This is a genomic window from Frankia sp. CgMI4 (assembly GCF_001756285.1).
GTDB classification, from domain to species: Bacteria; Actinomycetota; Actinomycetes; order Frankiales; family Frankiaceae; genus Frankia; species Frankia casuarinae.
Genome location: NZ_MAQZ01000049.1, coordinates 63,650 through 77,630, shown reverse-complemented (window position 1 = coordinate 77,630; position 13,981 = coordinate 63,650). Strand labels below are relative to the sequence as shown.

The following is a 13,981-nucleotide window of genomic DNA, read 5'->3' as shown; positions in this document are numbered from 1 at the left end:
GAAGCCCCGGGGTCCCCGCATTGCGGCGAAGCCGCCAACCACCCCCGACGGCTCCCCCAGGAAGCTCGCCGAAGGCGAGCTGACGGAAACCCCGAACGGCGCCCAAGGCCAGGGGTCCCCGCATTGCGGCGAAGCCGCCAACCACCCCCGACGGCTCCCCCAGGAAGCTCGCCGAAGGCGAGCTGACGGAAACCCCGAACGGCGCCCAAGGCCAGGGGTCCCCGCATTGCGGCGAAGCCGCCATGCGGGGCTAGGCCCACAGCTGCCCTTCCAGGGCGGCTTCGGCTTCTTCGAGGGTGCCGGCGTAGGCGCCGGTGGACAGATACTTCCAGCCACCGTCACAGACGATCAGGACTATATCGGCCGACTTGCCCTCCTTGACCGCCCGCTCGGCCTGCGCAAGCGCCGCGTGCAGGATGGCCCCGGTGGAGATCCCGGCGAAGATGCCCTCCTCCTGCACCAGCTCGCGGGTACGGCGCAGCGCCTCCCGCGGACCGACCGAGTATCGCGAGGTGAGCACCGACGGGTCGTACAGTTCGGGAACGAACCCCTCGTCGATGTTGCGCAGCCCGTACACCAGCTCGCCGTAGCGCGGTTCGGCCGCGACGATCGAGATGTCCGGCACCCGTTCCTTGAGGTAACGACCGGTTCCCATGAGGGTTCCGGTCGTGCCGAGGCCCGCCACGAAGTGCGTGATTTCGGGCAGGTCCTCGAGAATCTCCGGCCCGGTCGTCTCATAGTGCGCCTGGGCGTTCGCCGGATTGCCGTACTGGTAGAGCATCACCCAGTCGGGATTCTCAGCGGCCAGCCGCTTCGCGACRGCGACCGCCTCATTCGATCCGCCGGCGGCGGGCGAGAACCTGATCTCGGCGCCCCACATCTGCAGGAGCTGACGGCGCTCGATCGAGGTGTTCTCCGGCATCACACAGATCAGCCGGTAGCCCCGCTGACGGCAGGCCATGGCCAGCGAGATCCCGGTATTACCGGACGTCGGTTCGAGCACGGTCGCGCCCGGAGTGAGCAGACCGCGCTTCTCGCCGTCGGCGATCATCCACAGCRCCGCCCGGTCCTTGATCGAACCGGTCGGGTTGTCCTGTTCCAGCTTCGCCCACAGCCGGGCATCCGGCGACGGCGACAGTCGCGGAAGCCCGACCAGCGGGGTCCGGCCGACGGAGTCGGCCAGGGAGGAGAAGCGCATGAGTCGGGACCCGTCGCTCGCGTCAGTGCCGCCCGGGCGACATGCCAGGCGACAGCACGGCCAGCCCCTCGCTGCCCGGAACTTCGGCGCTGCCCGGAACTTCGGCGCTGCCCGGAAACTCCCCGACGTCGACGGAGCCGCCGGCGACGGCGGGAAGGATGGTGACCTCGTCGCCGTCGCTGAGCTTGGCGTCGAGACCGCCGAGGAAACGAACGTCCTCGTCGTTGACGTAGATGTTGACAAAGCGGTGCAGCTCGGAACCGTTGTCACCGGTCACCAGCCGGCCCCGCAGCCCGGCGTACCGGGAGTCGAGATCGAGGAAGAGCGCGGCGACCGTGTCGCCCGTGCCCTCGACCAGCTTCGAACCTCCCGTGTAGGTACGCAGGATCGTCGGCACACGGACCTGGACTGCCATGGTGCTCCTTTCGCGGGTGCCACCGGCCGGGCTCGGCGGTGGCGCCGCCCGGATGGGCGGGGTGTCACGTCAGCGGGTTCTACCTCAGGCGGACAAGCGGACGAGTCGTGGGTGCCAAGGCTCCGCAGTCATCATCTTCCCGGACCGTGTCCACCATCTTCCCGGACCATGTCCCTTCCCGGACCATGTCCGTCGCCGCGTCATCGTCCGTCGCCGCGTCATCTGCAACACCAGGTCGTCTCAGACGATTTCCACCGGCTCCTCGGTGACCACGCCATCGACGATCCGGTAGGACCGGAACTCGGTCACGTCCGGCTCCCGGGTGGAGGCCAGTACGTAGTGCGCGCCCGGCTCGGCCGCGAGGGACACGTCGGTTCTGGACGGKTACGCCTCGGTTGCGGTGTGCGAGTGGTAGATGATGACGGGCTCCTCGTCCCGGTCGTCCATCTCCCGCCACACCTTGAGCTGCTCCATTGGGTCGAAGCGGTAAAAGGTCGGCGAACGCTCCGCGTTCTCCATCGGGATGAACCGCTTCGRCCGGTCCGACCCCAGGGAGCCGGCGACGATGCCACAGGCCTCGTCGGGATGATCTCGACGGGCATGGGCGACGATCGCCTCATAGCAGGCACGGTCGATTCGCAGCACGAGCCCACCGTACGACGCCGAAGGGGCGGTTCGGGTCGGCCTTCGCCCGCGACTACCCCAGAGCTCGGGTCAGATCGTCGAGCAGCTCGGTCAGGAACGCGTAGACCGCGACGAGCGGGCGGCGGGAATCGTCCGGGTCGAGGTGTTCGAGTTCCGCGGTGGAGTCGTCGTCGGTGAGACCGAGGCGGGTTCCCAGCACCAACCGGAGGTCGTTCAGCGTCGTCAGCCAGTCCTGAGCGGCCTCCTCATCGAGCAGGAGCGCCCTCCCAGGCGCCGGCACAGCGGACAGCACCCGCCGAGCGGCGTCACGCTTGCGGGCGAGCAGATCGTCCGTCCGGCGGCGGCGGAAGTCCCCGGAGGCCATCGGATCGTCCGGGTAGGGGTCGGGAAGCAGACGAGCGATCGCCGGATCGTCCGGCGGCGGCGGCGCGGTGTCACGCAACCCCACCAGCGCCTCCAGCGGGTCCTCGACCGGCGGYGGTTCGAGCAGGGACTCGATCTGGCCGACGAGCTCGATCAGCAACGCCGCCTCGAGCCGGGGAAGGCGCAGCTCGATCCCGGCACGCGTGCGGCGGAAGCCGTCAGCCACGTCCCTCCGTTCCCCCACTCCCACGCTCCCGGCGACGGTGCGCCCGGGACGACCGCCCCACATGACCGTCTRAACCGTCCGACCACGGACGCAGCCAGCCTACCCAGGGCATGCCGCACGGGCTGCTCCGGGCGGCAGGGCACCGGTGCGACGGAAAGAGCCCCGGGTCGGGCACCGGTCTCGGGTCACCGGTCGGGTCAGTCCTGGGCGATCGTCGCCCACAGGCCGTAGGCGTGCAGGCGCTCGGCGTCGGCTTCCATCTCCTCCCTGGTGCCGACGGCCACCGAAGCCCGCCCCTTGTGATGGACGTCGAGCATCAGCTTGGTGGCCTTCGGCTTGCTGTAGCCGAAGAGCTTCTGGAAGACATACGTCACGTATGACATCAGGTTGATCGGGTCGTTCCAGACAATGGTGACCCACGGCCGATCGTCATCGAGGGTCTCGTCGACTTCCTCGACATCGAGAGGCGACACGGCGGCGACAGACACGCTGCCTATTGTTACGCCATTCCCACGACAGTTCTCCTCGACGGGTCGTGTGCCGTGGCCGGCAATCACCTCTCAGCAGGCGGCCCAACGCCGGGAGACGACCGAGCGCCGCAGGGTGGCATCGTCGGGGCCGCAGCCGCACATCGGGGGGCCGCACATCGGGGGGCCGRCCAGGATGAGAACCACTTTGCCGCCGCGAAACGGCTCCGACCCGGCCGAGACACCCCCTCGCCGCACGCTCGGTGCGTGACCACGACCATGCCGGTGCCGGCCGCGCCCCTTGCCGAGGCTGCGACACACTGCCCGTACTGCGCCCTGCAGTGCGGAATGATGCTGCGCGCCACCCCGGAGAGCGCCGCCAAGGAAGGCACCGGAAAAGACGACGGCCCGGAACCCGCAGGTGGAAGGTCTCCGGGGCCGGTTACCGTGCTCGCCCGCGAGTTCCCCACCAACCGGGGCCGGATGTGCCAGAAGGGGTGGACCTCCGCCGAGCTGCTGACCGCCGCGGACCGGCTCACCACCCCGCTGATGCGGCCGCGACGCGACGCCCCCCTCGAGCCGGTGAGCTGGGAACGGGCACTCGACCGCATCACCGAGGGGATCATCCGCCTCCAGCGCGAACACGGCCCGGACGCGGTCGGCGTCTTCGGCGGCGGCGGGTTGACCAACGAGAAGGCCTACGCCCTAGGCAAGTTCGCTCGGGTGGCGCTGCGCAGCTCCGCGATCGACTACAACGGCCGGTTCTGCATGTCGTCGGCGGCCGCCGCGGGCATCCGCTCGTTCGGGCTGGACCGGGGCCTGCCCTTCCCACTGGAGGACATCGCGCACGCCGGGGCCGTCATCATGGTCGGCAGCAACGCGGCCGAGACCATGCCCCCGTTCATGCAGTATCTGACCCGCCAGCGGGAGAACGGCGGGGCGCTCGTGGTCGTCGACCCGCGGCTGACGGCCACCGCCCGCGCCGCGGCCCTACATCTGCAGATCACCCCGGGAACTGACCTGGCCCTGGCCAACGGGCTGGCCTACATCGCCCTAACGGAGGGGTACGCCAACCGCGACTTCCTCGCCGCTCGGACGACGGGCCTCGCCGAGCTGCGAGCAGTACTCGCCTCCTACTGGCCCGAACGGGTGGAGCGCATCACCGGAGTGCCGGTGGCAGACCAGTACGCCGCCGTGGACCTGCTCGCCCAGGCCGAACGGGCGATGGTGCTCAGCGCCCGCGGTGCCGAACAACACAGCAAGGGCACCGACACCGTCACGGCGCTCATCAACCTCGCCCTCGTACTGGGGCTGCCCGGCACCCCCGGGTCGGGCTACGGCTGTCTCACCGGCCAGGGCAACGGGCAGGGCGGCCGGGAACACGGGCAGAAGGCCGACCAGCTTCCCGGCTATCGCAAGATCATCGATCCGGTGGCCCGGGAGCACATCGGTCGGATCTGGGGCGTCGACCCGACGACCATCCCCGGTCCGGGCCGCAGCGCCTACGAGATGCTGGACGCGCTCGGCACGCCGCAGGGCCCGAGGGCGCTCCTCATCCTCGGCAGCAACATCGCCGTCTCCGCCCCCCGGGCCGGTCGGATCACCTCGCGGCTGGCCGCCTTGGACCTGCTCGTCGTCGCCGACTTCGTGCTCAGCGAGACGGCGGCCATGGCCGACATCGTCCTGCCGACCGCCCAGTGGGCGGAGGAGGAGGGGACGATGACCAACCTGGAGGGTCGGGTACTGCGGCGGGAACGGCTGCGGCCTCCTCCGGCCGGGGTACGCACCGACCTGGAGATCATCGCGGCGCTCGCCGCCCGACTCGGCCACGCCGAGCGCTTTCCCGGCGAACCACGGGCGGTCTTCGACGAGCTGCGCCGGGCCAGCGCCGGAGGGATCGCCGACTACGCGGGCATCAGCTACGAGCGGATCACCGCATCGGACGGGGTGTTCTGGCCCTGCCCGGACGAGACGCACCCGGGCACCCCCCGGATGTTCCTGGATCGCTTCGCCACCCCGGACGGACGGGCCCGGCTCGTGCCGGTCGAGCACCGTCCGGTGGCGGAGGACATCGACCCCGAGTACCCCTACTACCTGACCACCGGGCGGGTGCTGGCTCATTACCAGAGCGGTGCGCAGACCCGCCGGATCGGACCCCTCGTTGACGCCGCGCCGGAACCCTTCGTCGAGAYCCATCCCGACCTCGCCGAACGGCTCGGGATCGCTGAGGGGGCGCCGGTGCGGGTCACGAGCCGACGAGGCACCTGCGAGGTGCCGGCGAGGCTGACCGACACCCTCCGATTCGACACCGTCTTCCTGCCCTTCCACTGGGCCGGGGCCGGACGGGCGAACTCCCTGACCAACGACGCGCTCGACCCGACGTCCCGGATGCCCGAGTTCAAGGTGTGCGCGGTCGCGGTCGAGCCGATCGACGACCCGGACGACAACCCGGACGACGATCGGCATGCCACCGGGTCCGTCCCCACCGCGACGGTCGGGGCTGCCGAACCCGTCCGAGCCATGTTGACGGGCCRCAGCCAACCGAGCGGAAGGCACCAAGGGTGATGACCGCAAGACCCCGAACCATGATGCACGACGCCGCGCCCGCGTCGGACTCCACAGGGGCCTCCGGGCCGCGCCGCGTAGTCATCGTGGGGCATGGGATGGCGGGCTCCCGGATGATCAGCGAGCTTCGTTCCCGAGATCCCAACCTGATCATCACCGTGTTCGGGGAGGAGCCGCATCCCGCCTACAACCGCATCCTGCTGTCGAACGTCCTGGCAGGAAAGGCGGATCTGGCCGACATCACCCTGGTCGACCATGCGGCGTCCGGCGACAGCGGTGACGGCACGCCCCCGCGCGCCCTGGTCGACGTCCGGGCCGGCGTGGTGGCGCACCACATCGACCGTACGCGTCGCACCGTCACGGCCGACGACGGCAGCGTCGTCGCCTACGACGTACTCATCCTCGCCACCGGGAGCCGGGCGTGGCTGCCACCAATCGAGGGACTGACCCGACCGGATGGGACGCTGCTACCCGGAGTGGCGGCGTTCCGCACCCTCGACGACTGCCGGCACATCCTCACCCAGTCCGAACGGGCCACCCGCGCGGTGGTACTCGGCGGCGGCCTACTCGGCCTGGAGGCGGCCCGCGGCCTGGTCCGCCGCGGTCTGGACACGACGGTCCTGCACGCTGCGGGTCACCTGATGAACCGCCAGCTCGACCGGCGGGCCGGACAGGTGCTGGTCCGGACGCTGGCCGGGCTCGGGGTGCGGTCCCGGCTCGAGGCCAGGGTCGTCCGGATCCATGGCGACGAGCGGCTCGCCGGCGTGGAGCTGGCCGGCGACGAGGTGCTCGACGCCGATCTGCTGGTGGTCTCGACCGGCGTCGTGGCGGTGACCGACCTCGCCGCGGCGGCCGGCCTGCCGGTCGAAGCCGGGATCGTGGTGGACGATCAGATGCGCTCCCCCGCCGATCCGGCCGTGTTCGCGGTCGGTGACTGCGCGCAGCACGACGGGACGGTGCAGGGGCTGGTGGCGCCGGCGTGGGACCAGGTCCGGGTGGTGGCCGACGTTGTCACCGCCGCCGACCCCGCCGCGCGCTACAGCGGCGCCCGACCCGTGACCAGGCTCAAGGCGTCGGGAGTGGATCTCGCCACCATGGGCGAGGTCGACGTGGACGAGTTCGACGAGGACGCCGAGGTGCTGCAGTTCGTCGATGTCACCCGGGGCACCTTCAAGAAGCTGGTGATCCGCGGGGACCGACTGGTGGGCGCGATCATGCTCGGTGACAACCCGACGGTGGGGACCGTGACGCAGCTGTTCGACCGGCAGGCTCCGGTGCCGGCCGACCGGCGCAGCCTGCTGTTCCCGACCCGGACCGAGGTCACCGTCACCGACAGTCCGGCGACCCTGCCCGACCGGGTCACCATCTGCCGGTGCAACAACGTGACCAAGGGCGGGATCACCCGCTGCTGGTTGGACGGGGCACGTGACCTGCCGGCGATCGTCACCGGCACCCGGGCGACGACCGGATGCGGCACCTGTCGGGACGCCGTCGCGGGCATCGTCGAGTGGCTGGCCGCGGCCGACCCGGACCCGTCGGCCGCGGCAGGCGACAACTGCGCGGCCGGTCTGGAGGAATCTCCTCAGACCGACCGGCGCAGCAGCGGCGGGTGCAGCGCGACCGCCGAGCCACGCCGATACAGCTCGGCGGGCCGACCGCCACCGCGCGGGGAGGTGCGCTGGCCCAGCGGTACGACGAATCCCGGCGTGGACAGCACCTTGCGGCGGAAGTTCGGCGGATCCAACGCGACGCCCCACGCGGCCTCGTAGACGCGGCGCAAGTCGGCCAGGGTGAACTGCTCCTCGCAGAAGGCGGCGGCCAGCGGGGTGTACTCCAACTTGGCCCGGGCCCGCTCCACKCCGTCCCCCACGATCCGCGGATGGTCGAAGGCCAGCGTCGGGCCGTCGGTCGAGTCCAGGTCCTCCACCGGCCACCAGCGGGCCCGCGGTCCATCCCGGCCGGGCTGTGGCTGCGGCTGCGGGAGATTCGGCAGCAGGGCCAGGTAGGCCAYGCTGACCACCCGGACACGCGGGTCGCGGTGCGCGCCGCCGTAGGTCCGCAACTGCTCGAGGTGACCRGTCGTCGTGACGCCCGTCTCGGCCGCGAGCTGCCGCAGGGCCGAGGCGTCGAGATCCTCGTCGCGGTCGACGAAACCACCGGGCAGCGCCCAGCATCCGCCGAACGGGGGATCGTCCCGGCGGATGACCAGGACACAGAGCCGACCGGCGCGCAGGGTCAGTAGAACCACGTCCACGCTGACGGCGAGGGCGGGCGGCATGACAGCGTCACCGTCATGCCGCCCGCCCTCGCCGTCCAACGGACCGCGGATCCGGTTCGGTGGAGAGGCGGGCGCCACCCCTCCAGTCTGGCCATCCCCGCGCCGGCACACACGGGCCCCTCCTCGGCCTCCCGCCGGAAACGGCACCTCAGTGGGCGACGCCGCCCGACGGCCCGGGACGGCTCAGGGAGGCCCGGGACGGCTCAGGGAGGCCCGGGACGGTTCAGGGAGGCCCGGGACGGTTCAGGGACGGCCCTCCGCGTGGACGACGGGCAGGCACGGCGGGCCGTAGCCCACCTCCCGAGCGGTGGGGGGAAGGGCCGCGAGGGCCAGACGATGGTGCTCGCGGGCGCGCCGGGTGCCGGCCGGCCCGGTCAGGCCACCGACCGGCTCACCGGCCTTCACCAGCGGACGCAACAGGTCCCGGTCCCGGGCCGGGTCGGGCGGTCGCGGCGACGCGGGGAGCGCGTCGCCGGAGCCAGCGGGATCCACCCCCGGGCCGGACGGACCGGACAAGCGGTCCGGGGCCGACGGCGAGCCCGGCGGGCTCGGAAAGATGACATCAGCGACGGCCCGGCCGTTGAGGTCATGGCGGCGGACGACCCGCTTGCGCCCCCCACGGGTGCTCTTGCCGACCGACCTCTTCGCCACGGGTTCGCCGTCGACCTCGACCAGCTTGTAGACGAACCCCGCGGTGGGCGCCCCCGCACCGGTGACTAGGCTGGTGCCGACACCGTAGCCGTCTACTGGGGCGTCGCCCAACCGGGCTATGGCGTGCTCGTCCAGATCCCCGGTCGCGATGATCCGTGTTCTGGTCGCGCCGAGGCCGTCAAGCTGCGCGCGGACGGCGCCGGCGACCCGACCCAGGTCCCCGCTGTCGATCCGGACGGCCCCAAGCTCGGTGCCCGCCGTCGCGACGGCGGCTGCGACCCCCGCAGGGACGTCGTACGTGTCGACGAGCAGCGTCGTGCCGACACCGAGGGCTGCGACCTGCGCGGCGAACGCCTCGGCCTCGCYTGGATGAACGAGTGTGAAGGCGTGCGCGCTGGTACCGACGCTGGGGACCTCGTACGTCCGGGCAGCCTCCAGGTTCGACGTGGCCGCGAAACCCACGAGGTAGGCCGCGCGGGCGGCGGCCACGGCGGCGGCCTCATGGGTGCGCCGAGATCCCATCTCGAGACAGGGCCGGTCCCCGGCCGCCCCAACCATCCGGGCCCCAGCGGCCGCGATCGCGCTGTCGTGGTTGAGGATGGCGAGCACGAGTGTCTCGAGCAGCACGGTCTCAGCGAAGGTGCCCTCGACGGCGAGCACGGGCGTCTCGGCGAAGAACGGCTCGCCCTCGGCGAAGCCATGGATGTCGCCGCCGAAGTGGTAGTCCGCCAGCCACTGTGCCGTGGCCTCGTCGATGACATCGGCGGCCCGCAGAGCAGCTAGCTCGGGCGGCCCGAACCGGAAGTCCGCCAGCGCATCGAGCAGCCGACCGGTGCCGGCGAACACACCAAAACGGCGACCCGGCGGCAACGATCGGGTGAAGACTTCGAAGACCACACGGCGATCCGCCGCGCCGGACCGGAGCGCCGCGCGCAACATGGTCAACTCATAGTGATCGGTCAGGAGTGCCGTCGACATCCGGAACACGGTAGGGACGAGCAGGCTCCGATGCGCGCCGACCGGCGATTTGGCGGGCGAGGAAAGGGAGTGAGTTCATCCCGTCGGGGTGCGTTGATCTTACAGTGGGTGAACGTCGATTCCAACACGGCATGCACTACACGTTCCATCGACCTTCAGTAGCACATGAGAGAGCCTCGACGTGACCACGTTGATCAGCGCTAGGCCGATCAGCGCTAGGACGATCGGCACCAGGCCGATCAGCGCAACCCCGACCGGCCCGACGGCGAACACGGGGAGGATAACCGCGAGAACGGTCGGTCACCTTCGGTCGCRACCCGAACAGAAACACTCTCCGGGGATCCCCGGGGATCCCCGGGGTCGGCGTGCGATCGTCTTGACCGTGGACCACAGCAATGCCGGGATCTTCCTCGTCACGGTCGGCGGGGCGCTGTTCGCACTGCTGGTGCTCGGCGGCCGGGCGGGCCGGGGCATCGCGCGCGAGGTCTGGAGCCGTATCGGCTTCTTCCGCTGGATACTCCTCCTGATCATCATTGTGATCGTCCTCGACCTCGCGGACGGACTTCCCAACCAATRAACATACATTCGACGGGAACGCCCTCGCATAACACATGGCACCGAGGATGTTGCTGGAAGCCGCAAAATTACACCCRCACGAGATGTTCGAATTATGTCACTGCACCCCTAGATGCCCGGCTCGTTATGCTCACTTCGCGTAACACGATTGTCGGACGAGAGGGTTGCGGGTGACCGGTCACACTTGGCTATGGACGCCGCCGCGTTCTACTCCCACCAGCGTTGGTGTGGGCCAACTCCTACGCGCGTACCGRCAGGCCCACGGCCTCACGCAGCAGCAGCTCGCCGACCGTCTGGGCTTCGACCAGTCCTACGTATCCAAGGTGGAGAGCGGCCGGCGGGCTATCCACGACATCTCGACGCTCCGTCACATCGCCCGCAATCTGGYGCTGTCCCCCGAGGACGTCGGCCTGGCCCCGGGATCGATGACGGACCGTCGCCGGGAGACAGCGCCGCGCAGTCCGGCGGCCRAGCAGGCCGCCGCGAGCCAACGCGCGTGGCGGCTCACCCGCGATCACCTCAACCACCATCGGATCAGCCTCGCCCGCGCGGCGGTGCGGCTCTACCCGGAAACCGACCGACTCGGCAGCGGGCTACTGGCCCGACCCGGCTGGGTGTGGGACACCCCGGTGGACATCGACGATGTCACCCTTGGGTGGCACGATAGCGCCGAGGCCCCCACGATCAGGGGAGACGAACCCGAGACGGCCGGTAGCCGGCCCCTGCTCGGTGGAGGCGGTCAGCAGAACCGCTACCAGCGCTACACGCGGGCGATGCGGGACCTCGACCGGCCGACCCTGTTCGAGAACCGGCTCAGTTTTCGCCTGCTCGATATCGGCGGTGACGGGACCGCGGGACCGTCAACGGACAACCATCCGTCGCTGAGCTTCGCCCACACGACGTACTTCGACGCCGTCGACGTCTGCGAGACCGTCGCACACGAGACGGCGGCCGCGATGGCCGGCAGCGGACTGTCCTGGCCCGCGCTGCCCTTCCGGGCGCGCATCGGAGATCCGTTCGACTTCACCCGGCGGGCGGCCCTGCCGTCCATCAACACGCTCACGATCCGCCACGATCGCGGCGGCCAGGCGAGCTTCTTCCTGCACCGGCGCAGCGCGGGCTCGGTCGCGACCGCGGGCGGGGTGTACCACGTCATCCCGGCCGGGGTCTTCCAGCCGTCGGGCATCACCCCGTTCCACCATGAGGCCGACTTCGACCTGTGGCGCAACATCATGCGTGAGCTGAGCGAGGAGCTGCTGGGCAACCCGGAGCACGACGGCAGCTCGTCCAGCCCGATCGACTATGACACCGACGAGCCGTTCCGTTCGTTCGAGCAGGCGCGTCGGTCCGGCGCCATGCGGGTGTCGTACTTCGGGATCGGGCTGGACGCGCTCACTCTGTTCGGCGAGATCCTCACCGTCGTCGTGGTGGACGCCGACGCCTTCGACCGGCTTTTCGGCAGCATGGTCCAGACCAATGCCGAGGGATCGGTCGTCACMGCGGGTCCGAACCGGTCGGTGACCGAGGGCATCYCGTTCACCCACTCGGCGCTGCGCCGTCTCGTCGACACCGAGCCCATCGCCCCGTCGGCCGCCGCCTGCCTGGAACTCGCCTGGCGCCACCGGGAGACCCTCCTCGGGATGCGCATGCGGGCCGCATCCTGATCCCGGACATGCGCGTCCTTGTCACCGGCGCGGCCGGCTTCATCGGCGGAGTGGTCACGGACATGCTCGCCACCGCCGGACACCAGGTTACGGCGATGGTCCGCGAGCCGATGACCACGCCGCGGTTCGCCCCCGATGTCGAGGTGGTGGCCGCGGACCTGCTCGATCCCCGCCAGYTGGCCGCGGCGGGGGTCAGCCGGGGATTCGAGGGGGTGTGCCATCTCGCGGCCCTGACCCGGGTGCGGGAGTCGCGGCTGGATCCCGTGCGCTACTTCYAGACAAACCTGACCGGCACCATCAACCTGCTGGCCGCCCTGGAGGAGGRCGCCGAACACACCGGGGTCGCACCCGCGTTCGTCTTCGGATCCACCTGCGCGGTCTACGGCAACGTCGACCTCGCCCGGATCCCGGAGACCTGCCCACCCGACCCGGCGAACCCCTACGGAACCTCCAAGTTCGCCGCCGAGCGGCTGCTGTCCCACCAGGCCGGCACCGGGCTGCTCGGCGCGGTGATCCTACGTTCCTTCAACGTCGCGGGTGCCGTCGCGGGACACATCGACCGCGACGGCAGCCGGATCATCCCGGCGGCGATCGCCGTGGCGAGCGGGTGCCGGGACGTGTTCCGGGTCAACGGGGACGGCCTCGCGCTGCGGGAGTACGTCCACGTCGTGGACATGGCGACGGCCTACCTGACGGCGCTGGTCGCCGCGCGCCCCGGGCACTGCGCGGTGTTCAACGTGGGCAGCGGCGTCGGGGTGAGTGTCACCGACGTGCTCGCCGCGGTCGGCCGGGTCGCCGGGCGCCCGGTCCGCCGCGTCCACTGTCCGCCGGTCTCCGAACCGAGGACGCTGATCGGTGACAGCACCCGGATCCGCGCCGATCTCGGCTGGAGCTCTCCGGCGTCGAGCATCGACCGCATCGTCGCCGACGCGTGGCGCTGGGGCCGGGGGCCGGCACCGGCCGGGGCCACCGCCCTGCCGCCACGCCAGCGGATCGCTCCGAGCATCACCTGAGGCCCCGCGGTGGCCCCGCGGTGGCCCGCGATGCGGCAGGCATCGGCCCGCGGTGCGGCAGGCTGCGGCTGGCATCCCTCCCGGCCCTTCCCCCTGGCCCGACAGCCAGCCGCCAGCCGCCAGCCGCCAGCCGCCAGCCGACATAGAGTAGCAGACTGGTTGCAGACGGGCATACTTCGCAAGGCCTTCCATCGGCCGGCTTATCCTCGTATACCTAATGCGACGGAGCTTCCCGTGCCGCCGGAGCTCGCCGGGAACAGCCGTGGGCCACCCGACGGAGCACCTGTTCATCTCCGCACACTAATCTGACGCCTGTCGTGACCCGGATCATCTCGGGGGCGGGCTCCACGCGGAGGCTCCGCCGCACGACCGCGCCGCCCGCACGACCGCGCCGCATGACCGACGACGACATGCTCCTTGGGGGAGACGAAAGTGGACGAGCAGACCGCTGGGACCGATAACCCGCGGCCCACATCGCGCCTGGTGGTCGACGTGGTCCGCGCGCTGCGCGGATGGGTGGTGATGGCCGCCGGCGGCGTACTTCTGCTCGGCTGCTACCTGGGTGTCTCCAAGGAGACGGACGTCGCTTTCMAACTACCCTACGTGGTTTCCGGCGGTTTTGGGGGCCTAGCACTCATTCTGGTGGGAAGTGCGCTGCTGGTGGCCGACCGCTTCGACGCCGCTCAGGCCGCCCAGGCCCACACCGCCGGCCAGGTCGACGACCTACACTCGCTGATCATCGCGGCGGCGGGCGCGGGTGCCRCACCCGAGGCCGGTCAGCCGGCCACCCGCCCCCAGGGCTCGTACCAGCAGACCGGCTCGTACCAGCAGACAACGGCCACGCACCAGCAGAACTCGCGCTTCGCTGTGACGGACCCCGGGGGCGGCCAGGCACCCGCCGCGAATGCCACCACACCCGGCCAGCACGCCTGACAGAGCCTG

11 protein-coding genes and 1 pseudogene are annotated in these 13,981 nt (G+C 70.8%); 5 read left to right on the top strand and 7 right to left on the bottom strand.

The genetic code is table 11. The features are described from left to right. Positions 1-250: 250 nt before the first annotated feature. From Manayef4_RS06500 to clpS, 5 genes are all read right to left on the bottom strand, one after another. On the bottom strand, positions 251-1,198 hold the full coding sequence (locus tag Manayef4_RS06500; protein WP_070130982.1) for a cysteine synthase: 948 nt from the start codon (positions 1,196-1,198) through the stop codon (positions 251-253). 22 nt (positions 1,199-1,220) lie between these two features. Continuing rightward, the gene (locus Manayef4_RS06495; protein WP_023841214.1) at positions 1,221-1,613 is read right to left on the bottom strand and encodes a MoaD/ThiS family protein; all 393 of its coding nucleotides are present in this window, start codon (positions 1,611-1,613) and stop codon (positions 1,221-1,223) included. A gap of 240 nt (positions 1,614-1,853) precedes the next feature. Continuing rightward, positions 1,854-2,258: a M67 family metallopeptidase gene (locus Manayef4_RS06490; protein ID WP_070130981.1), complete on the bottom strand. Its 405-nt coding sequence runs from the start codon at positions 2,256-2,258 to the stop codon at positions 1,854-1,856. A 52-nt stretch (positions 2,259-2,310) separates the two neighbouring features. Beyond that, the gene (locus Manayef4_RS06485) at positions 2,311-2,847 is read right to left on the bottom strand and encodes a DUF2017 domain-containing protein (RefSeq protein WP_232235102.1); all 537 of its coding nucleotides are present in this window, start codon (positions 2,845-2,847) and stop codon (positions 2,311-2,313) included. 197 nt (positions 2,848-3,044) lie between these two features. Then, complete coding sequence (clpS, locus tag Manayef4_RS06480; RefSeq protein WP_023841213.1) at positions 3,045-3,335, bottom strand: ATP-dependent Clp protease adapter ClpS; 291 nt, start codon at positions 3,333-3,335, stop codon at positions 3,045-3,047. A 258-nt stretch (positions 3,336-3,593) separates the two neighbouring features. Between clpS and Manayef4_RS06475 the strand changes: the two genes are divergently transcribed. Then, complete coding sequence (locus Manayef4_RS06475; protein ID WP_070130980.1) at positions 3,594-5,879, top strand: molybdopterin oxidoreductase family protein; 2,286 nt, start codon at positions 3,594-3,596, stop codon at positions 5,877-5,879. Then, a pseudogene (locus Manayef4_RS06470) lies at positions 5,879-7,375 on the top strand (FAD-dependent oxidoreductase); the annotation flags it as partial. The gene Manayef4_RS06475 and the pseudogene Manayef4_RS06470, both read left to right, overlap by 1 nt. An 86-nt stretch (positions 7,376-7,461) precedes the next feature. On the opposite strand, the gene Manayef4_RS25725 reads toward Manayef4_RS06470, so the two are convergent. After that, the gene (locus Manayef4_RS25725; protein WP_139140021.1) at positions 7,462-8,157 is read right to left on the bottom strand and encodes an NUDIX domain-containing protein; all 696 of its coding nucleotides are present in this window, start codon (positions 8,155-8,157) and stop codon (positions 7,462-7,464) included. Between the two features lie 243 nt (positions 8,158-8,400). Next, complete coding sequence (locus tag Manayef4_RS06465; RefSeq protein ID WP_256388610.1) at positions 8,401-9,810, bottom strand: nicotinate phosphoribosyltransferase; 1,410 nt, start codon at positions 9,808-9,810, stop codon at positions 8,401-8,403. A gap of 722 nt (positions 9,811-10,532) precedes the next feature. Here Manayef4_RS06465 and Manayef4_RS06455 point away from each other — a divergent pair. The 3 genes from Manayef4_RS06455 (at position 10,533) to Manayef4_RS06445 (ending at position 13,972) form a co-directional block, all read left to right on the top strand. After that, positions 10,533-12,026, top strand: coding sequence for a helix-turn-helix transcriptional regulator (locus Manayef4_RS06455; protein ID WP_070130978.1), 1,494 nt, complete (start codon positions 10,533-10,535; stop codon positions 12,024-12,026). Between the two features lie 8 nt (positions 12,027-12,034). Further along, positions 12,035-13,039, top strand: a complete 1,005-nt coding sequence (locus tag Manayef4_RS06450; protein ID WP_070130977.1) for an NAD-dependent epimerase/dehydratase family protein — start codon at positions 12,035-12,037, stop codon at positions 13,037-13,039. A gap of 432 nt (positions 13,040-13,471) precedes the next feature. Continuing rightward, the gene (locus Manayef4_RS06445) at positions 13,472-13,972 is read left to right on the top strand and encodes a transporter (RefSeq protein WP_070130976.1); all 501 of its coding nucleotides are present in this window, start codon (positions 13,472-13,474) and stop codon (positions 13,970-13,972) included. Positions 13,973-13,981: the final 9 nt, after the last annotated feature.